General features: G+C 56.5%; 18 protein-coding genes. 4 read left to right on the forward strand and 14 right to left on the reverse strand.

Features of this window, described 5'->3' with window-relative positions; genetic code table 11:
• Positions 1-22 precede the first annotated feature (22 nt).
• Together ABNS66_RS01055 and gshA are read right to left on the reverse strand one after the other, a co-directional pair.
• Positions 23-652, reverse strand: coding sequence for an ACP phosphodiesterase (locus ABNS66_RS01055; RefSeq protein WP_286837463.1), 630 nt, complete (start codon positions 650-652; stop codon positions 23-25).
• Positions 649-2,217, reverse strand: a complete 1,569-nt coding sequence (gshA, locus tag ABNS66_RS01060) for a glutamate--cysteine ligase (protein WP_286837464.1) — start codon at positions 2,215-2,217, stop codon at positions 649-651. Before gshA ends, ABNS66_RS01055 begins: the two co-directional genes overlap by 4 nt.
• A 143-nt stretch (positions 2,218-2,360) precedes the next feature.
• Here gshA and ABNS66_RS01065 point away from each other — a divergent pair, with 143 nt between their 5' ends.
• Entirely contained in the window at positions 2,361-3,266 is a 906-nt protein-coding gene (locus ABNS66_RS01065; RefSeq protein ID WP_286837466.1) for a Dyp-type peroxidase, read from the forward strand.
• A 65-nt stretch (positions 3,267-3,331) separates the two neighbouring features.
• Here the strand turns inward: ABNS66_RS01065 and oxyR are convergent, their stop codons facing one another.
• On the reverse strand, positions 3,332-4,246 hold the full coding sequence (oxyR, locus tag ABNS66_RS01070) for a DNA-binding transcriptional regulator OxyR (RefSeq protein WP_027873319.1): 915 nt from the start codon (positions 4,244-4,246) through the stop codon (positions 3,332-3,334).
• Between the two features lie 142 nt (positions 4,247-4,388).
• Between oxyR and ahpC the strand changes: the two genes are divergently transcribed.
• Both ahpC and ahpF read left to right on the forward strand, forming a co-directional pair.
• Positions 4,389-4,958, forward strand: coding sequence for an alkyl hydroperoxide reductase subunit C (gene ahpC, locus ABNS66_RS01075; protein WP_027873320.1), 570 nt, complete (start codon positions 4,389-4,391; stop codon positions 4,956-4,958).
• 57 nt (positions 4,959-5,015) lie between these two features.
• On the forward strand, positions 5,016-6,611 hold the full coding sequence (gene ahpF, locus ABNS66_RS01080; RefSeq protein ID WP_286837468.1) for an alkyl hydroperoxide reductase subunit F: 1,596 nt from the start codon (positions 5,016-5,018) through the stop codon (positions 6,609-6,611).
• Positions 6,612-6,661: 50 nt separating this feature from the next.
• Here the strand turns inward: ahpF and ABNS66_RS01085 are convergent, their stop codons facing one another.
• From ABNS66_RS01085 to ilvD, 7 genes are all read right to left on the reverse strand, one after another.
• Positions 6,662-7,045 carry a DUF4112 domain-containing protein gene (locus ABNS66_RS01085; RefSeq protein WP_286837470.1) on the reverse strand — a complete coding sequence of 128 codons (384 nt, stop codon included), beginning with the start codon at positions 7,043-7,045 and terminating at the stop codon, positions 6,662-6,664.
• Positions 7,042-7,200 carry a YqaE/Pmp3 family membrane protein gene (locus ABNS66_RS01090; protein ID WP_036255757.1) on the reverse strand — a complete coding sequence of 53 codons (159 nt, stop codon included), beginning with the start codon at positions 7,198-7,200 and terminating at the stop codon, positions 7,042-7,044. Before ABNS66_RS01090 ends, ABNS66_RS01085 begins: the two co-directional genes overlap by 4 nt.
• A gap of 132 nt (positions 7,201-7,332) precedes the next feature.
• Complete coding sequence (locus tag ABNS66_RS01095; protein ID WP_286837472.1) at positions 7,333-9,612, reverse strand: TonB-dependent receptor; 2,280 nt, start codon at positions 9,610-9,612, stop codon at positions 7,333-7,335.
• Between the two features lie 76 nt (positions 9,613-9,688).
• On the reverse strand, positions 9,689-10,438 hold the full coding sequence (locus ABNS66_RS01100) for an SDR family oxidoreductase (RefSeq protein WP_286837474.1): 750 nt from the start codon (positions 10,436-10,438) through the stop codon (positions 9,689-9,691).
• Between the two features lie 34 nt (positions 10,439-10,472).
• Entirely contained in the window at positions 10,473-11,030 is a 558-nt protein-coding gene (locus tag ABNS66_RS01105) for a hypothetical protein (protein WP_286837476.1), read from the reverse strand.
• A gap of 34 nt (positions 11,031-11,064) precedes the next feature.
• Positions 11,065-11,697, reverse strand: a complete 633-nt coding sequence (locus ABNS66_RS01110; protein ID WP_286837478.1) for a DUF998 domain-containing protein — start codon at positions 11,695-11,697, stop codon at positions 11,065-11,067.
• Between the two features lie 82 nt (positions 11,698-11,779).
• Positions 11,780-13,621: a dihydroxy-acid dehydratase gene (ilvD, locus tag ABNS66_RS01115; RefSeq protein WP_204994848.1), complete on the reverse strand. Its 1,842-nt coding sequence runs from the start codon at positions 13,619-13,621 to the stop codon at positions 11,780-11,782.
• A 161-nt stretch (positions 13,622-13,782) separates the two neighbouring features.
• Here ilvD and ABNS66_RS01120 point away from each other — a divergent pair, with 161 nt between their 5' ends.
• The gene (locus ABNS66_RS01120) at positions 13,783-14,871 is read left to right on the forward strand and encodes a mechanosensitive ion channel family protein (protein WP_204994849.1); all 1,089 of its coding nucleotides are present in this window, start codon (positions 13,783-13,785) and stop codon (positions 14,869-14,871) included.
• Here ABNS66_RS01120 and ABNS66_RS01125 read toward each other — a convergent pair whose 3' ends face one another.
• From ABNS66_RS01125 to ubiD, 4 genes are all read right to left on the reverse strand, one after another.
• Positions 14,872-15,357: an NUDIX domain-containing protein gene (locus ABNS66_RS01125; protein ID WP_204994850.1), complete on the reverse strand. Its 486-nt coding sequence runs from the start codon at positions 15,355-15,357 to the stop codon at positions 14,872-14,874.
• 65 nt (positions 15,358-15,422) lie between these two features.
• Positions 15,423-16,601 (reverse strand): Na+/H+ antiporter NhaA, encoded by a 1,179-nt coding sequence (gene nhaA, locus ABNS66_RS01130; RefSeq protein ID WP_286837481.1) that lies wholly within the window; start codon positions 16,599-16,601, stop codon positions 15,423-15,425.
• Positions 16,602-16,811: 210 nt separating this feature from the next.
• Complete coding sequence (hemW, locus tag ABNS66_RS01135; RefSeq protein ID WP_286837483.1) at positions 16,812-17,963, reverse strand: radical SAM family heme chaperone HemW; 1,152 nt, start codon at positions 17,961-17,963, stop codon at positions 16,812-16,814.
• The gene (gene ubiD / locus ABNS66_RS01140; protein ID WP_027873330.1) at positions 17,960-19,426 is read right to left on the reverse strand and encodes a 4-hydroxy-3-polyprenylbenzoate decarboxylase; all 1,467 of its coding nucleotides are present in this window, start codon (positions 19,424-19,426) and stop codon (positions 17,960-17,962) included. Before ubiD ends, hemW begins: the two co-directional genes overlap by 4 nt.
• Positions 19,427-19,446 lie beyond the last annotated feature (20 nt).

Raw genomic sequence — 19,446 nt, forward strand, 5'->3', positions numbered from 1 at the left:
GCCGCCGGTTCCGCTCGGCAAGTCAGGCGGTAGCTCCGTTGGCAAATTCGTCGCTGAGCTGAGCGAGCAGGCGCGGGTACAAGGCCAGAAAACTGGCTTCGATCTCACCCTGCATAGGCGCCAGGATCGCCCCGCAGTCACTGAGCGGATTGTCCCGCTGCAAACGGCGGGCAATGCGCGCTAGCGTACGCTCAATATTATGCCAGTCTTGCAGCGAGCACAGAACATTGTATTCGGCCAGAAAACGGCTCTGGCGCCGCGCAGCCTGAGGAAAGTGCCGACTGTCTGCCTGCAATTGTTGGTAACACTGCTCGCTGAACGCCGCCAGCGCCTGGGGCGCTGTATCCAGCCAGTCAGCCTGCCAATGGCGACTCAAGAAGTGGTCGTAGCACACGTCCAGGGCAATGCCGCCGTAGCGTCGAAAGTGGGCGGGGAAGGCACGCAGGCACTGACGCGTGGCTGGGTCGCTATCGGTGAGCGCATCAATGCGGCGATGCAGGCGAATCCCCTGTTCCCAGTGACTGGGATATTCGCCCTTCAGCGGCCCTTTAACATGATCCCCTAACAGTGCACCCACTAGCAGGCCGTGATCGGCCTCTCCACGGCGACGACGGATGACGTCGGCAATATGGAAGTGGGCGAGGAAGTTCACAGGGCTTTATATTGCTGGTAGAAACGCGCCAGATAATCCTCGAAACTGCCACTATTTTCCGCCTCAATCTCAGACTGCTGGGCCTGCGACTCCACTTTAAGGCCAGCGAAACGGCTGACATCGGAGGGCAGCAGCGGTGACTGCTTAAAGCGCTCTGCGTGCTCCTGGGACTGGCGTAAAGCAAAGTGGAAGAAACTGCCATCGCGCTGCTGGATTTCATCGAGAATGCGCGCTGAAGGCGTTAGCGCAGGGTTGCGCAGCTTGGCTCGCTGCGCGGCACAGCTTTCCCGGTAGTGTGTTTCACCGTGCGCCCGGTCAAGCTGCGCGGCGAGCGCATCAATATCATCGAGCAGGGATTCTCCCCACTCAACCAATAAACGTTGCTCACCCGCCTCGCCGGTCAAAGTCAGGCCGGGCTTGCGCCCCTCGTTAACCACTTTTAACAGGTTATCGGTGATCGCCGCATTGGCGTCATCGTCACACAGGTCGCTGTTTTGGCACAGGCAGAACAGCAGGAAAGCATCGATAAAGCGCACCTGCTGCGCATCGATACCCAGAGGCAGTAGCGGGTTCACATCCAAGCAGCGAACCTCGATGTATTCCACGCCACCGCGGCGCAACGCACCCAGTGGAATCTCACCGCTGTCGGTCACCCGCTTGGGCCGAATGGGACTGTAAAACTCGTTTTCGATTTGCAGCAGACCACTGCTCAGCTGCTCACTGGCGGGAATGCGTTCGTAATCTGCGTGCGAGGTGGTAATGGCGTTGCGCAGTGTGTCGATGTAAAAATCGAGGTGGTTGTAGCAGATATCGAGATTCTTCTGGGCATTGCTCTGGTAACCCAGATCTCCCATTCGCAGCGAGGTCGCATACGGCGCATACAGCGTGTGCTCCCCCCACTCCTGGAGATTGTGGCTCTGGCCATTCACAAAACACTTAGACACCGCCGGGGCAGCGCCAAATAAATAGATCAACAACCAGGAGTAGCGGCGAAAATTGCGAATCAGCGCAAAATAGCTGTCGGTAATAAAGTCCTTGTCGGCTTTTCCCTCACCGCCCTGAAGCTGAAAGAGCGCATCCCACAGCGCTGGCGGCAGCGAGAAGTTGTAGTGGATACCCGCGATGGTTTGCATTTTCCGGCCGTAGCGATGGCCCAAACCAAGGCGGTAGCGGGTTTTCATAGTAGCGGAATGGCTGCTGCCGTATTGTGCAACGGGAATGTCGTCGCTGGCTGGCAGACGGCAGGGCATGCTGGCATTCCACAACATCTCGTCGCCAAGACTACCGCTGGCAAAGCGATGAATGCTGTCTAACTCAGCCAGTGTTTCCTCTATGCTCTCGCTCACCGGCGTGATGAATTCCAGCAGCGCTTCGGAAAAGTCCGTCGTAATTGACGGATGGCAGAGCGGTGAACCAAAGGCCTCGGGATGAGCGCTGCGCGATAACAGGCCGTCGCCATCCATTCTCAGGCTTTCCTTTTCGATACCGCGACGGATCGCTCTCAGTAGACTGTGCTGCGCAGGCTCGGCAAGAAAAGCCAGCCTTTGCTCAAAACGTGTAGCCAATACTCTATCCTCGGCGGGGCGCGAAAAGGCCAAACAGTGTAATTCCGCCACCTATTGTGAACAAGCTTTGCCGCAAACGGGATTGCCAGCCCCGCAGCGGCCTGTTAAAAAATGACTTTTCGCACACCAAAAGAGAACACCGCATGAGTCTTCCCCAAGCCGGCATTTTTGTCGAAGGCAGTCATCGTCATATCTTTCTCGAATTTGAATTGTTAGACGCCACCAGTGACGCGGCGTTACAGGCATCGTTGGCAAACGCCATAGGCGCCCTTCAAGACCTCGACGGCCGCCAGCTCAACGTCGTTTGGGCCTTCGGCGCAGACTGCTGGCAGCGGCTGGGCCGCTCTCAACCCGCCGAGCTAAAACCCTTCAGTGCGGTCGGCAATGGCGCCGTCGCCGCCCCCGCCACACAGCGCAGTATTTTACTGTGGCTCAATGGCGACGAATACAGCGCATTGTTTGACGCCGCCATGAAAGCCAGCGAATTACTGGCGGACGTGGCTGCCGTTTCCCTTGAGATAAACGGCTTTCTGTACAAAGACTCCCGCGACCTGAGTGGCTTTATCGATGGCACCGAAAACCCGAAAGGAGAGGGCCAGCGCAAAGTCGCACTGATCCCCGAGGGCCAGCCCGGCGCCGGCGGTAGCTTTGTGCTCTCGCAGCAGTGGCAGCACAATTTGAAGCACTTTCGCGCAATGCCACAACACGAGCAGGAAAAAGTAATCGGTCGCACCAAGCCCGACAGTGTCGAGCTGAAAGGCGATGCCATGCCGGACGACTCACACGTGAGTCGCAGCGATGTGAAGATCGATGGCGTGGCACAAAAATTATATCGACGCAGCGTTCCCTATGGCGGAGTCTCTCAGCACGGTCTTTACTTCCTGTCTTTTAGCTGCGAGATCGAGCGATATGACCACATTTTAGCGAGCATGTTTGGCAAAGCCGACGATGGCATTGTGGATCGCTTGAATGATTTTTCGACGCCGCTAAGCGGCAGTTACTGGTTTGCACCGTCGGCGGCGGAACTTTCTGATTTGGCGTCTGACTAAGATTACGAAGTCTCCTACTCTAGGTATGATTAGGGCGCCCCAAGCGGCGCCCCTTTTTTTGCCTGCTAAACCCCCTCAGCCTCTGACAACGCCCCCGCCATTGCCCCGCGGATACTGGCGACCATCGCCCGCACCGCCTCCATACGCGAATAGTTTGGCCTGACCAACAGGCAGATTTCCCTACTCGGCGGCGGCGTACCAAAAGGCACGTAATGCAGCCCCTGATCTTCGTCGGCGGGGCGTACAGCGAGCTGCGGCATCAAGGTAATACCCAGGCCACTGGCGACCATATAGCGCAGGGTTTCCAGGCTGGTAGCCTGAAAGCGTTGGTCCTCTTTCGCCCCTGCTGAAAAGCAATAGTCTAGGGTTTCATCACGCAGGCAGTGGCCATCTTCCAAAGTAAGCACTAACTGACCATCCAGATCAGAGAGCGCAGCGCGATCCAGTTTTGCCAGCGGTGTATGGTTTGGCGCCGCCAACACCAAGGGCTCACGGTAGAGGTTGTAGCGCTCCACATTTTCGATGCTGTCCAGCCACGACAAGATCACCACATCGAGTTTGCCGTCATCCAACTGCTGCAACAGAACATGCGTCTGGTCTTCGTGGAGATAAAAATTCACCTCCGGCAAGTCCCGCCCCAGTGGCCCCATAATATGGGGCAGTAAGTAGGGCGCCACGGTGGGGATCAGGCCCAGGTGGAAGTCACCCGACAGCGGTGCCGACAGTGCCCGCGCACTGTCCTCAAAGTCTTCAGCAGCGCGCAGTACGGCCCGCGCGCGCCCAATCAAGGCCTCGCCCGCGGGCGTCAGCATCACTCGCTTACGGTGGCGTTCAATCAGCACCAAACCGATCTGCTCTTCCAGTTTCATGATTTGCCCGCTCAGCGTCGGCTGACTGACAAAACACGCCTCGGCCGCACGGCCAAAATGCTGGTGGCGCGCCACTGCATCGAGGTACTGCAAATCGCGAAGTTTAACCATGGCTCCTCCTTTCTTTAGCGCAGCATACCATAGGAATTATCTATTGAAATAATTATTACGATCGATTAGATCGCATTTAAATCCCTGCGTAGACTCACTCCTGTCTTCACATTTTCGACGCCAAACAATACAGGAGAGCACTATGTTCCCAACGATTATCAACAGCAAAGTACAGCCCTTCACGGCGACCGCCTTCCACCAGGGTGACTTCATCGACGTTAGCGATGCCGACCTGAAAGGCAAATGGTCGGTCGTGATGTTCTACCCGGCCGACTTCACCTTTGTCTGCCCCACCGAACTGGGCGATATGGCTGACCACTACGCGCAGCTGCAAGAGATGGGGGTTGAGGTTTACTCCGTGTCCACAGACACACACTTCACCCACAAAGCGTGGCACGACAGCTCCGACACCATCGGCAAAATCCAATTCCCGATGATCGGCGACCCCACTGGCAAGATCTCGCGCAACTTCGGCGTAATGATCGAAGAGGACGGCCTGGCCCTGCGCGGCACCTTCGTAATTAACCCCGAGGGAGAAATCAAGGTCGCCGAACTGCATGACCTGGGTATCGGGCGGTCAGCCAAAGAGCTGGTTCGCAAGGTGCAGGCAGCACAGTACGTCGCCGAACACGATGGCGAAGTCTGCCCAGCAGCTTGGCAGCCTGGCGAAGATACGCTGTCACCGTCGCTGGACCTTGTCGGCAAAATTTAAGGCCACACCGGCCCCAAACGGGGCCGCTCTTACCGACTCAATCTACAGGGAGCCACTATGTTAGACCTGAAAATGAAACAGCAACTGGCAAGCTACTTGGAAAACCTGAAAACGCCGGTAGAGCTGGTCGCCTACCCCGGCCAAGGCGAGGCCTCCCTGCAACTGGAGGCACTGATTCAAGATATCGATAGTCTTTCCAGCGATATTCGCGTTCGTCGCGATACCCATGCCGACGTCCGCCGCCCTGCCATGGGCGTGCGCCCAGCAGCCGGCGACACCGAAATTCGCTTTGCCGGTTTACCTCTGGGGCACGAGTTCACCTCGCTGGTGCTGGCCATTCTTCACAGCGGCGGCCACCCAATGAAAATTGACCCGGCACTGATCGAGCAAATCCGCGACCTGGACGGCGAGCTGCACTTCGAAACCTATATTTCACTGAGCTGCCAAAACTGCCCCGATGTCGTTCAAGCACTGAACATGATGGCGGCCATCAACCCCAACATCCGCCACGAGATGATCGACGGCGCACTTTTTCAAGATGAGGTCAGCGAGCGCAACATCATGGCCGTGCCCTCGGTGTTGTTAAATGGCGCGCCGTTTTCACAGGGCAGGATCAGCCTTCAAGATATTTTGCAGAAGGTCGACAGCAATGCCGGAGAACGTCGCCGCGCCCAGCTGGCCGATAAAGACGCCTTCGACATGCTGGTTATCGGCGGTGGCCCCGCCGGTGCATCGGCAGCCATCTATGCGGCGCGCAAAGGCATCCGCACGGGGATTCTGGCCGAGCGATTTGGCGGCCAGCTGATGGATACCGTCGGAATTGAGAACTTTGTCTCGGTGTCAAAAACCGAGGGGCCAAAATTGGCGGCGAACCTGGAAGCGCACGTCAGTAGTTACGACGTCGATATTATGGAGGGACAGCTTGCCCGCGGCCTCAGCACCGACCAGCAAGGCCTTATCCGCGTTGATATCGGCGACGGCATGGCGCTGCGCAGCAAATCGGTGATGCTCGCCACGGGTGCCCGCTGGCGTGAAATGAATGTTCCCGGCGAACAACAGTACCGGGGCAAAGGTGTGGCCTACTGCCCACACTGTGATGGCCCCTTGTTCAAGGGTAAGTCGGTAGCCGTAATCGGTGGTGGCAACTCCGGCGTTGAAGCAGCCATTGACCTGGCTGGCATTGTCGAGCATGTCACGGTGTTGGAGTTTGACACTACCCTGCGCGCCGACGAGGTGCTGCAGCGCAAAGCCAACTCTATGGCAAATATCGAATTTATCCTGAACGCGCAAACCACCGAGGTACTCGGCGATGGCAAACGTGTAACCGGCCTGCGATATACCGACCGCAATTCCGGCGCCTCGCGCGAGCTTGCACTGTCGGGCATTTTTGTTCAGATCGGTTTAGTGCCCAACACGGAATTCCTGCAGGACAGCGTGGCGCTCAGCGAACGCGGCGAAGTGATCACTGGCGACCGCGGCGAGACCTCAATGCCCGGCGTGTTCGCGGCTGGCGACGCAACCACCACCCCATACAAGCAGATTGTTATTGCCATGGGGGACGGTGCCAACGCCGCTCTCGGTGCATTCGACTACTTGATTCGTCAATCGGTAAGCGATGCGCAAGCCGACGGCGACCGACACCAAGCTGCCTGATTCTCCCACCCTGTGCGACACCCCATGCTTGCCCCGGTATCGGGGCTTTTTTAGTGGCGCGACGTCGTACGCGCTTCGGCTCTGTGGTCCAACTGATTTGCCCAGTCTTCAAGCAGCTTGGCATTGCGATCATTTTTACGAAAGGCTATGTCGGCAATGTCACCGACGATCGGTACTGCGCCCAGGGCAAAGTCCAGGGCGATATTGCCAAGCATTTTTACCTTCAGTGCCCGCGGCGCCGATGCTTTGTGGGCCTGCCAGACAATGCCCAAGCCGAGCAGCGCACCGACCACGTCACCGGCCACAGGAAGTAGACCCAGCAAAGGGTCAATACCGATACGCCAACGGGTAAACGGAATTCCCCAAGCGCCGTCGAGTAGCGCCGCCCACTGACGGCTGCGACGCACCCGCAGTGCGATGTTGTCATCCGTCATTTTTTGGCAATGATATAAACCGCGTGGATAATGCCGGGAAGGTAGCCGAACAGCGTAAGGATGATGTTAATCCAGAAGTGTTTGCCAATGCCCACCTGCAGGAATACACCGAGGGGCGGCAGCAAAATGGCAAAGATGATGCGGATGATGTCCATAAAAAATCCCTGATAAACAAGCTGTTGAGTAACTTAAGGTAGCACAGAAAAAAAAGCGCCGTGAACCTCGGTAAGGCACCGGCGCAAATGGAGGAAGCGCAAATCTCTGCGGTATGGGGGCGTTAACAGCCCCTAGAACTGCACGCGGCCCTCTAGATAATAAGATCGGCGTGGCTCCAGGGTGCCGCGATACCCGCCAACATCCAACACCGTGGGCGAGCCAATACCAATCGTCAGCTCGTCGGTGATATTCTTACCCACCAAGGCCAGGGACCAGTCGCCATTGCTGTCGCCGAGCGCCAAGCGCGCATTGAACTTGGTGTAGGCTCCCTGAATGCCGCGAGGGTCGAGGTCACCCGAGGTAAAATGGGTATCTTTAAATGAGGCGTCAGCGGTGAAGTCGAGCATTAAATCGGCTGGCATGGGAATACTCACCGTACCCGATAGCGTGGCCGTCCACTCCGGCGTCTGTTGATTTTCTTTGCCGCTGAGGTCGCATATATCCTCGTCGGCAGTGGCCACACAAGGCCCCTCTTTGTATTCGAGCCACTCAAAATCCAAGTAGGCAAGCGAGCCGCTGAGCATAAACCATTCACTCATTAGCCAGCGCCCATCCAGCTCTACACCTTTCGTCAATGCACTACCTGCATTGGACACCACAAAACCGGCTACGCCATCAAAGACACTGACCTGCATGTCTTCGTACTCAACGTGATACACGGCAATATTCAGTTCCGCCGCGCCATCAGCCAGCTGCATTTTACTGCCTACTTCTATGGCATCGGCCACTTCGTCTTCAAACTCAAAGTTCTCGCCACCACCGCCCGGCCCATCTTTGGCATTGTTGTTGCGCGCGTCAAAACTGCCTGACTTCGCCCCGCGGGTAACGGTGGCGTAGGTCATAATGTCTTCATTGAGATCCCACTGAACATTGATCGACGGCAGGGTGACACCCACCTCGCGGTCACCCTCGATCTCATGCTCCTCAATGTTCAGCGCACCCAGTACGGTCGCAGTCACCGGATCAACGGGATTTTTCGTCCCCGACTGATAGAGGAATAATTCACGGAAGCCGGTTTTTTTCTCGTTCACGTAACGCAGGCCCAGCGTCGTTCTCAAAGAGTCCGTCCAGTTGAAGGTTACCTGGGCAAAGGTCGACCACGCCTCGCTGTCCATGTAGAAGTCTTTCTCAAGGTCCGCAGCCACGTTGGTCTGTGTATTGATCAGGCAGCCCACCGGATTGCGGCCCGCATCTGCCAGTGCGCCATTGCGCACCTTCAAGGGCGTAGACTCGTAGAAGGTCATCTCGCCCTCCTGATAGAAGGCGCCAACAATATAGTCGATAAACTCTCCACCTGGAGAGGTAAAACGGAACTCCTGGCTGCGTTGGTCGTACTCCTCAATACCCAACAGCGGTACGGTATCAAAACTGCTGGAATCGCCGTCAAACAAGTCCTCTGACTCGAAGCCGGTCGCCGCAGTTACCGAGCTAAACGTCCCCTTCTCAAAATCGATATCGACGTTGAGTGTGGCGTTGTAATTATCGATTTCGGCGTACTCTTCGGCGTCGGTATTTTTAATGCCGTCCAAGGTGACATTTTCACCGCTACAACCTGTCAGTGCGCTCTCGTGCGTAATTTCAAACTGACGACCATCCTGCTTGCGATTGGTTTTTTCAAGCTTCAGGCTGGTCGTGATGTCATCGCTGGGCAGCCAACCAAAGGTGATACGGCCCGAGAATTCCTCGACGCCCGGTTCATCGCGATCGACGGCGGGATTTTCATTGGTCATATAACCATCTTCGTCTCGCGTTCTCACCGCCGCACGAATGCCAAAGGTATCGCTGAGCGGCATCGACAACATTGCAGAGATTTCCCGCTGGCCATCCGGGCCGCCACGCAGCGCGCTAAAGTTCGCCTCCAGCTCGTCGCCAGGCTTGGCGGCAATCAAACTCAGTGCACCGGCAATCGCATTTTTACCGAACAGGATAGACTGCGGGCCGCGCAGCACCTCCACTCGCTCTAAATCCATGAAGGCGCCACGAGTTTGGTGGGGGCGCCCCAAGTGAACGCCATCCGAGAATATGCCCACCGACAGCTCAAAGCCCTGGTTTGAACCGGAGCCCACGCCGCGCATATACACATTGGGAATTAAGCCGCCTTCCACCAGTTTAAAATTCGGCGTGTAATCGGAAAGGTCGCTCAGGTTTTCAATGCCGGCTTTTTTAAGCTTGTCACCGTCCAGTGCGGTTACTGAAACCGGCACATCCGACAAAGACTCCGCGCGCTTCTGCGCGGTCACGATCACTTCTTCCAGCTTGAGTTGCTTGGCGGGCTCAGATTCGGCAGCGCCGGGCAGGGGGGTAACCATTAGCGCACTCGCCGTGAGTGCGCCAGACAAGGCTTTGTGCATAGTCGATCTCGCTTTTATAGTTATTGATGCGATGCTTAGCGACTTTCAGTATTGCACTATTTTCAATATCTGTGCATTAGCCAGCTGTCTGGCCGCCATCAATGGCGAACGCGACACCGGTAACAAAGCGCGCCTCCTGCGATGCCAGATAGGCCACGGCGGCGGCAATTTCCTCGGGCTGACTCATTTCCAACAGGGGGAACATGCGCCCCATAAGCGCGGGGTCGGCCCCTTCCGGCATTTCAAATTTCGCACTCAGCGGCGTTTCCACCGCGCCGGGACAGACGGCATTCACGCGTACGCCCTTGCCCGAGAACTCCATTGCCAGCGACTTGCTTAACATCACTACCGCGCCTTTGGTTGCGCAGTAGCCCGCGTTGTAGGCCAAGCCGTCCAGGCCCGCCGTCGACGCCATATTAACGATGTTCCCCCGGGTCTCCACCAAGTGGGGCATTGCTGCCTGGCACATGTAAAACACCCCGTTTAGATTGATCGCAACGATCCGCTGCCATTCCTCTGCGGTAATGTCAGCAAGGTTGCGACACAGCGATATGCCGGCAATATTGCACAGCACATCCAGCCGCCCGAAATCGATCATGCACTGGGCGACTGCTTGCTGGCAGCTGTCGATGTTGGTCACGTCCAGCTCCTGGCACTGCACTCTGGCAGACGGCGGCATCAGGCTGAGCGTTTCCTCTAGACAGCTCATATTCACATCGCAGAGCATAACGCTTGCGCCCTCTTGCGCCAGCCGAATCGCTGTAGCGCGCCCGATACCCGACGCCGCGCCGGTAACCAGCGCAACACTGCCCTTATGTCTTTGCATATAATTATTCTCCCTAACTCGGCACTCTGCCCTGTTAAATTCGCTGGGCCGGCGCCATGTCACCCGGCCCGAGCAACGCCAGCGCCAACATCAAATAAAACACGCCACCGAGCGCCACTGCCAGCCAATTCCAACCCTGTATTTTGTCATTCAGCTCCACAGGGGGCTGCTGAACAGCGTTGATACGGCTCATCGCGGCATTTGCCGGCAGCAGGGCACTAAAAGACAGTATCGCCAACAGGCCCACTGGCGCTTCAAATTGCGACAGCACCTGAAAGGCAAGATAGAGTAGCGCCCACGCGCCGGCGACAAGCGTGCTTGCTATGTGCAGTTCTTTAAGCTGGTCGCGCAAATGATCAAACAATACATAGGCCCACAGCGGCGCGAACACGGCTCGCCAAAATGGCATCATCTGTGCGCCGGTTTTTTCTTTCACGCGCTGCCAGTTTTTATAAAACCAAAACACCTCATACAGCCCCAGCGTGCACGCCGACATGACAATGAACTTTGTCGCTGATACCGCAAAGTAACCGGGGAATTCTGCGCCTTGATTGGCCGCTGACTGCTGATCTAGCGACGAGGATTCTTCCATAATCTATGATCCCTTTAAGTGTTCATCGCCGACCTTATCGACGGCCCTGCAGCCAATAAAGCTGACCCGCCAGCGCGCTCAACCAAAGTACCGACACGCCGTAGTTAAGGCGCTGGTATACGCCAAAGTTTTCCCCTGACTCGATGGCTGCAGCCATGGGCCACAAGGTCAGAATTGCCAATGCGCAGCAAGCGGCTGACAGCACAGCCAGCCAGCGACACTGCAGCACACGCCAGCTGAGGCTACCCCACAGTGCGCTCGCTATCAGTAAACTCAAAAACATCACCGCCCCAAAAAGATTGTGCAACTGCTGATCAACAGAAGGAGACGGCGGATTACAACCCATGTCGCAGGAAAACAGGCCAGCTCCAATACTGGCCACGCCATGTACGCCTATGAGCACGGCGCTAAACTTTGACAACCGGGAGTGAGGGAAGGTTTTGAAAACCGCATAGGCGAACAGTAGAAACAGCCCGCCCAACGGGAAATTATTGATCAGTGGTGACAGCACATCGGTCGGCGCCCCAGTCGCGCCCAATTCACTCAGCGCTTGGTGGCGATGGCTATAGCCAGGGTAGAACGATGCGGCGAGCATCACCCCAACTAGCAGCCAAAGAGGAATTACAATACCGGCGATATATCCCAGCCGGCGCCAATCTTGCGCCATACACTCATTCCTTGGTGTCACCGCTGGCCATGCAAGCTAGCGCGCCGCCGAAGCGCTGTGTGCTCCAGCGGCGCAGCGTGCATTACAGCTGACTGATGTCCCTTACAGCGCCTTTATCTGCACTGGTTGCCATTTTGGCATAGGCTTTGAGCGCTGCAGAAACCTTGCGCGGACGCTCTTTTAGTGGCTTCCAGGCCTCGCTGCCTTTGGCATCCATCGCCTTGCGGCGCTTAGCCAATTCAGCATCATCGAGCAGCACATTAATGGTGCGCGCGGGAATATCAATGCGAATGATATCGCCCTGCTCTACCAAACCAATGGCGCCGCCCGCTGCGGCCTCTGGTGAGGCGTGGCCGATCGACAAGCCAGATGTACCGCCCGAGAAACGGCCATCGGTCAGCAGCGCACAGGCCTTGCCCAAGCCTTTCGACTTGATGTAGCTGGTGGGATACAACATCTCTTGCATACCCGGGCCACCTTTGGGGCCTTCATAGCGCACAATCACCACGTCACCGGCTTTTACACGGTCATTGAGGATGTCATCAACCGCATCTTCTTGGCTCTCGCAGATATGCGCCGGGCCTTCAAAGACCAGGATGCTTTCATCCACGCCCGAGGTTTTTACAACACAGCCGTCCTCGGCGATGTTGCCATGCAGCACCGCCAAACCACCTTCTTCCGAGAAGGCGTGCTCCAGCGAGCGAATGCAGCCATTTTCGCGGTCGGCATCCAGTGACGACCAGCGCGTGTCCTGGCTAAAGGCGGTTTGCGTCGGAATCCCTGCGGGGCCAGCCTTGTAAAAGGTTTTCACCGCGTCGTTGTCGGTCACCATGATGTCCCAGGTTTGCAGGGCCGAGGCCACACTGCTGGCATGCACGGTAGGCAGGCCGGTGTTGAGCAGGTCAGCGCGCGCCAACTCACCGAGAATACCCATAACACCGCCAGCGCGGTGCACGTCTTCCATATGGTAGAGCGGTGTATTCGGTGCAACCTTACAGAGCTGAGGCACGCGGCGAGACAATTCGTCGATGTCCTTCATGCCAAAGTCCAGCTCCGCTTCCTGAGCGGCGGCAAGCAGGTGGAGAATCGTGTTCGTTGAGCCGCCCATGGCAATATCGAGTGCCATCGCATTATTGAACGCCTCACGACTGGCAATATTGCGCGGCAGTACGCTGTCGTCGTCTTCTTCGTAGTAGCGCTTGGCAAGCTCAACAATTCGACGGCCGGCTTCCAAAAACAGTTTTTCGCGGTCGGCGTGAGTGGCCAGCAACGAGCCGTTACCCGGCAGCGACAGACCCAGCGCTTCGGTCAGGCAGTTCATGGAGTTCGCGGTAAACATCCCGGAACAGCTGCCACAGGTTGGGCAAGCTGAGCGCTCATATTCCGCCACGGTCTCATCGTCCGCATTTTCATCCACGGCAATCACCATGGCATCAACCAGATCCAGTTTGTTTTCCGACAACTTGGTTTTTCCGGCCTCCATCGGGCCGCCAGAGACAAAGATAACCGGAATATTCAGACGCATCGCTGCCATCAACATTCCCGGAGTAATCTTGTCGCAGTTGGAAATACAGACAATGGCATCGGCGCAGTGGGCGTTGACCATGTACTCAACGGAGTCGGCGATGATGTCCCGGCTCGGCAGGCTATACAGCATGCCGTCGTGGCCCATCGCAATACCGTCATCTACAGCAATGGTATTGAACTCTTTTGCCACACCACCCGCTTTCTCAATTTCGCGGGCAACCAATTGCCCCATGTCCTTGAGATGGACATGGCCCGGCACAAACTGGGTAAAGGAGTTGGCAACAGCGATGATGGGTTTATTAAAGTCATCATCTTTCATACCCGTGGCGCGCCACAGCGCTCGGGCACCTGCCATATTGCGGCCGGCGGTGGAGGTTTTGGAACGGTATGCAGGCATGCTGACCTCTTTGTTAAATCGACTCTCCATTTGAGCCAGCCAGTTTAACACAGCGCCGGGCACTCACCCTATGCCTGCACAGGACTATCCGCGACACAGCGAGCAGACTACACTGAGCACCATCAAAGCTCAGAAACTCGGCGAAGGTAAGGCAAAAACGTATGGAACAGGCGATAGACGCAGCACAGGGCATTTTACCTACCTGGCTTGGGCTCTGGGTGCCAGCGCTTGTTGCCCTGCTGCTGATCGTCATTGGCTGGCTGATTACCCGCAAGCTCTTCAGCGTTCAGAAAGAGCACGGCGCCGACATCCGCTACCGCGAGCAGGGCATGCGCCTGGTGTTTCGGCTGCTCGGTCTGGTTGCGCTGATAGCCACCTTACCCATGGACAGCGAATTACGCGGACAGCTGTTTTCGCTGGTCGGTCTGCTCGCCTCTGCGGCAATCGCGCTGTCGTCAACCTCGGTTATGGGCAACCTGATGGCGGGGTTTATGCTGCGCACCGTCAACAGCTTCAAAGCGGGCGACTACATAGAGTTTCGCAATGAATTGGGGCGGGTGAGCCAACTCGGCTTATTGCATGTGGAAATCCAAAACGAGACCAGCGAGTTGGTCACCGTACCCAACCTGTTGCTGGTGCAGGAGCCCTACAATGTGGTGCGCTCCTCTGGCACCGTGGTGTCGGCGGACGTATCGCTGGGTTACGACGTTGACCGCCGCGATATTGAGGCCGCACTGTTAAGTGCCCTCAATAAAGCCGAGCTGGAAAACGGCTTTGTGCAAATTCGCGAACTGGGCGATTTCTCGGTGCTCTACCGCGCCAGTGGATGGCTGAAAGAAGCCTCTCTGCTGGTTAGCACGCGCTCCAAATTACGCGGACGCATGCTCGATGCACTTCATGATGCCGGTATCGAAATCGTCTCGCCAAACTTTATGAACCAGCGCGTACTCAATGCCGACGAGCCTATTATTCCGGTTAAGCGCCGCTATTACCGAGAGACTCACAACGATGGTCACGCCGAAGAGGTTTTATTTAATAAAGCCGAATTGAGCAGTGCCGTTACCGCACTGGAAAATAAAATTAACGCACTGAAAACCCAGTTGAAAAACGAGGAAGAGCCCCTGGAAGGCGAGGCCCGGGAAGCGGTGAAAGCCGAACTCGGCGCACTTACGGAAGAGCTCGAAGCCGCTCGCCTGCTGGCAAAAAATGAAGCGGAGAAAGATCGCGGCACTGCCAGCGAGGAGGAATAATCAAGCGTCGCGACGCTGCTGCGCCAGCCAGTCATTGATCGCCAGACCAGTCCCCATATCCCACCCTTTGAGCTGTTCAACAGGGATGATTTTATAGTCGTCCAACTCGTGATTCAGGCGAATCTCTCCGGCCGCTTTCACATGGTAGGCGATGATCACTTGGTTTTGCTGAGCGAAGGGGTAAACCCCCACTAAATCAGTCTCCAGGGCGTGCAGATTAAGCTCTTCCATGGTTTCGCGGCGAGCGCACTCCAGAGGGTCTTCGCCCGCCTCAAGAAAGCCCGTAATAATTGAGTAGAAAGCTTTGGGCCATGCCACATTGTGTGCCAGGACCACGCCGCCGTCCACTTCGACAATCATCGCCACAACGGGCACCGGGTTGTTGAAATGGACGTAGCCGCAGCCCCTGTCCGGGCAGCCACTGCGAATTTCGTTGTCCACCAAAACATCGCCCATAGGACTGGCGCACTGCGGGCAGTAATTCATGGTTTTTTCCTTAAACGATGGGGCGGGTTGAAAGCCCCGCCGCCACGATAACTATTCACAATAAACTATTTAGGTAGCGCACGGCGCAGTAGGAAATAACCCAACACACCGGACATCAACGAGCCGACAATAATCCCCAAGCGTTCGTCAAACAGTTGGTTTACCCCGGTCTCCTCGAAGGCAAGCGACCCGATAAATAAACTCATGGTAAAGCCGATACCGCACAGTGCTGCGGTACCGTACAAGCTCATGGTATTCATACCTGAGGGCATCTCGGCCAAACGCAGCTTTATGGCCAGGTAGCACAATCCAAATATGCCTATCTGCTTACCCAGGAATAAGCCTGCGGCAATACCCATTGGCACGCCGTGCATCAATTGCTCAACGCCCACACCGCTTAGATTGATACCGGCATTGGCAAAGGCGAACACCGGTAGCACAAAAAACGCCACCACCGAGTGCAGGTCGTGCTCCAGACTTTTTAATGGTGATGGATTATCCGGGTCGTTACTGCGCAGGGGAATGAACATCGCCATCACTACTCCGGCCAAGGTGGCGTGCACCCCCGACTTCAACAAAGCCACCCACATAATGGTGCCAAGTAATATGTATGGGCTGTTGGCACTCACGCCGCGGCGATTGAGAATAATTAATGCGGGAATACAGCTAGCGGCAATCACCAGCGCCGCAATGGAAATATTGGCGGTATAAAACACCGCGATGATAACAATCGCACCGATATCATCAAAAATTGCCAGCGAGGTTAGAAAGATCTTTAAGCTCACCGGCACCCGTGAGCCCAGCAGGCTTAAGACGCCCAGCGCGAAAGCAATGTCCGTTGCGGCGGGGATCGCCCAGCCCTGCATGGCAACAGGGTTTCCAGCATTAAAATAGGTATAAAACAGCGCCGGTACCGCCATACCACCGACGGCCCCGATACCCGGCAATATAATATTGCGGGGGTCAGACAACTCGCCCTCGACAAGTTCGCGCTTTAACTCCAAACCCACCAGGAAAAAGAACACAGCCATCAGGCCGTCGTTAATCCACAATAACAGCGGCTTGGCTATTTCCAGCGCGCCGACGCGGACTTCTACGGGTGTGGTAAGGAGTAATTCGTAATAGGGGGAGAGGGCAGTGTTGGCAAAGATGATTGCCAACAAGGCAGAAAACATGAGTAGCAATCCGCCGGAGGACTCTTGTTTAAAGAAATTAACGATAAATGAACCGTTGGTATTCGCCATAAGTCTCCTTCTGAAAGGGCGTAGTCGCGGAGTGTTGACACCCCATAAACAAAACACTCGACGCTAATATTGCATCAGCCGTCGCCCGCTGTCAGCAAAAACCGGCACTCGCCCCCAGCGAACACTCAGCGACATCGCACCAAGCCGTCATGGTTTCCTATTTACCGGGAAAGGCGATTTCCGACGAAAATTGACTGTGTTGATGAGCGACTAGCCCTCAAGGAATTCACTGAGGATGCTATCGATAAAGGCGAAGCCGCGCTCGCTACAGGCGATACGCTGAGGATCGTCAATTAACAGGCCGCGAGCCTGCAGGCGCTCGAGGGCCGGCGCAATAGTCGCAAGAGGCAGGCCGGTTCGCTGTGAGTAAAGCGCGCTCTCAACACCCCCGCGCAGGCGCAGTGCATTCATCATAAATTCAAAGGGCAAGTCCGTATCGATAACGCCTTGCGATTGACTGGTTCGCGACGGAGAGCGGCTCAAATAGTCCTCTGGCTTGCGGGTTTTTTGGTAGCGTAGCACGCCGCTAGCCAAAGTCACTTTGCCGTGAGCACCAGCGCCCAGCGCCAAATAGTCGCCAAAGCGCCAGTAGTTTAGATTGTGGCGAGCGCGGCGACCGTCGCGGGCGAAGGCCGACACTTCATAGCGCGTCAGGCCAGCGTCTGACAGCAGCGCAAAGCCAGCTCGCTGCATGGTCATTAATGCGCTCTCTTGGGGTAGCTCGGGCGGGCGCTTGTAGAATTCTGTATTCGCCTCGATGGTGAGCTGATACCAGCTGATATGTGGCGCGCCGCTGTCGATCGCGATGCGCAGATCATTGAGTGCATCGGCTTCAGTCTGGCCACTTAGCCCGTGCATCAGATCAATATTGAAGTTGTCGTAACCCGCGTCGCGCGCGCTGGCAATGGCCGCCAAGGCGTCGCCGGCGCTGTGAATGCGGCCGAGCTTATCCAGCTGCTCGGCATCAAAACTTTGCACCCCAATCGAGAGGCGGTTGATACCCAGCTCGCGATAGGCGGCAAAGCGACCCTGCTCGAGCGTGCCGGGGTTCGCTTCAAGGGTAATTTCAATATCGCGGGAGAATCTCAGGCGCTGGCGCAGGCCCTCAAAAAGTTGCGCATACGCGTTGGCCGAGAACAGACTGGGCGTACCGCCGCCGATAAAGACAGAGGCCAACTCACGGCCCTGAATGTAGTCGAGGTCTTGATCGAGGTCTTCGAGCATGGCGGCAATGTATGCCGCCTCCGGCAGGTCGCCACGCTGGGCGTGGGAGTTAAAGTCGCAGTAGGGGCACTTCCGCACACACCAGGGAATATGAATATACAGCGACAGAGGCGGCAGCTGCGCCCCGACGCTACTCATTCCAGGCCCAGCTCCGACCAAATATCGTCGACTTTCTTCACTACGTCGGGGTCTTTAACAATCGGTCGACCCCACTCCCTGTCAGTTTCGCCCTGCCATTTATTCGTGGCGTCCATGCCCATTTTCGAGCCGAGGCCAGAGACCGGCGAGGCGAAGTCCAGATAGTCGATCGGTGTATGCTCAACCATCACCGTATCGCGCTGTGGATCCATGCGGGTGGTGATCGCCCAAATCACATCGTTCCAGTCGCGGGCGTTGACATCGTCGTCGCAGACGATGACAAACTTGGTGTACATAAACTGGCGCAGGAACGACCAAACACCAAACATCACGCGCTTGGCGTGTCCCGGATACTGCTTTTTAATCGTGACCACCGCCATACGATAGGAGCAGCCCTCCGGCGGCAGATAGAAATCGACAATTTCCGGGAACTGCCGGCGCAGCAAAGGCACCAACACCTCGTTCAAGGCGACACCCAGCACCGCTGGTTCATCAGGCGGACGGCCGGTGTAGGTGCTGTGATAAATCGGGTTTTCACGGTGGCTAATATGCGTCACAGTGAACACGGGGAAGCGGTCGACTTCGTTGTAATAACCGGTGTGATCGCCATAGGGGCCTTCGTCGGCCATCTCTTCCGGGTCGATGTAACCTTCGAGGATAAACTCACAATTGGCGGGCACCTGCAGGTCGTTGCTGAGGCTCTTCACCAACTCGGTTTTTTCACCGCGCAGCAAACCGGCAAAGGCGTATTCGCTGAGTGTGTCGGGCACTGGCGTCACCGCGCCAAGGGTCGTCGCGGGGTCGGCCCCCAGCGCAACAGAAACGGGAAAACGCTCACCCGGGTGCTGCTGTTTGAACTCCTGAAAATCCAGTGCGCCGCCGCGGTGAGATAACCAACGCATAATCAGCTTGTTTTTGCCGATCACCTGCATGCGATAAATGCCCAGATTTTGCCGCTCTTTGTTGGGGCCGCGGGTAATGACCAGCGGCCAGGTAATCAGCGGCGCGGCGTCTTCCGGCCAGCAGGTTTGAATAGGCAGCAAGTGTAAGTTGACGGCGTCGCCCTGAATCACCTTTTGCTGGCACACCGCCTTGGACACCATCTTCGGGCCCATATTGAGCACTTGCTTGAAGATCGGCAGCTTACTCCAGGCATCGCGCAGACCTTTCGGGGGATCAGGCTGGCGCAAAAATGCCAACAACTCACCCACCTCTTGCAGCGCCTCGATATCTTTTTGGCCCATGCCCATGGCCACACGCTTTTCAGTGCCGAATAAATTTGCCAGCACCGGCACGGAGTAACCCTTGGGGTTTTCAAACAGCAATGCCGGTCCGCCCGCTCGCAGTACGCGGTCGCAGATTTCGGTCATTTCCAGGTTGGGGTCTACAGGATAGCTAATACGCTTCAACTCGCCTTGTTGCTCAAGGTAGTTGAGAAAATCGCGGAGGTCTTTGTGCTTCATAATCCGGTGTCCGATATCCG

Source organism: uncultured Spongiibacter sp. (assembly GCF_964011655.1).
Taxonomy (GTDB): Bacteria; Pseudomonadota; Gammaproteobacteria; order Pseudomonadales; family Spongiibacteraceae; genus Spongiibacter; species Spongiibacter marinus.

What these genes read in the sequence shown, in the direction of transcription:
- ABNS66_RS01065 (WP_286837466.1), top strand. Translation starts at nt 2,361, where the DNA reads ATGAGTCTTCCCCAAGCCGGCATTTTTGTCGAAGGCAGTCATCGTCAT.
- oxyR (WP_027873319.1), bottom strand. Translation starts at nt 4,246, where the DNA reads ATGGTTAAACTTCGCGATTTGCAGTACCTCGATGCAGTGGCGCGCCAC.
- ahpC (WP_027873320.1), top strand. Translation starts at nt 4,389, where the DNA reads ATGTTCCCAACGATTATCAACAGCAAAGTACAGCCCTTCACGGCGACC.
- ahpF (WP_286837468.1), top strand. Translation starts at nt 5,016, where the DNA reads ATGTTAGACCTGAAAATGAAACAGCAACTGGCAAGCTACTTGGAAAAC.
- ABNS66_RS01085 (WP_286837470.1), bottom strand. Translation starts at nt 7,045, where the DNA reads ATGACGGATGACAACATCGCACTGCGGGTGCGTCGCAGCCGTCAGTGG.
- ABNS66_RS01090 (WP_036255757.1), bottom strand. Translation starts at nt 7,200, where the DNA reads ATGGACATCATCCGCATCATCTTTGCCATTTTGCTGCCGCCCCTCGGT.
- ABNS66_RS01095 (WP_286837472.1), bottom strand. Translation starts at nt 9,612, where the DNA reads ATGCACAAAGCCTTGTCTGGCGCACTCACGGCGAGTGCGCTAATGGTT.
- ABNS66_RS01100 (WP_286837474.1), bottom strand. Translation starts at nt 10,438, where the DNA reads ATGCAAAGACATAAGGGCAGTGTTGCGCTGGTTACCGGCGCGGCGTCG.
- ABNS66_RS01105 (WP_286837476.1), bottom strand. Translation starts at nt 11,030, where the DNA reads ATGGAAGAATCCTCGTCGCTAGATCAGCAGTCAGCGGCCAATCAAGGC.
- ABNS66_RS01110 (WP_286837478.1), bottom strand. Translation starts at nt 11,697, where the DNA reads ATGGCGCAAGATTGGCGCCGGCTGGGATATATCGCCGGTATTGTAATT.
- ilvD (WP_204994848.1), bottom strand. Translation starts at nt 13,621, where the DNA reads ATGCCTGCATACCGTTCCAAAACCTCCACCGCCGGCCGCAATATGGCA.
- ABNS66_RS01120 (WP_204994849.1), top strand. Translation starts at nt 13,783, where the DNA reads ATGGAACAGGCGATAGACGCAGCACAGGGCATTTTACCTACCTGGCTT.
- ABNS66_RS01125 (WP_204994850.1), bottom strand. Translation starts at nt 15,357, where the DNA reads ATGAATTACTGCCCGCAGTGCGCCAGTCCTATGGGCGATGTTTTGGTG.
- nhaA (WP_286837481.1), bottom strand. Translation starts at nt 16,601, where the DNA reads ATGGCGAATACCAACGGTTCATTTATCGTTAATTTCTTTAAACAAGAG.
- hemW (WP_286837483.1), bottom strand. Translation starts at nt 17,963, where the DNA reads ATGAGTAGCGTCGGGGCGCAGCTGCCGCCTCTGTCGCTGTATATTCAT.
- ubiD (WP_027873330.1), bottom strand. Translation starts at nt 19,426, where the DNA reads ATGAAGCACAAAGACCTCCGCGATTTTCTCAACTACCTTGAGCAACAA.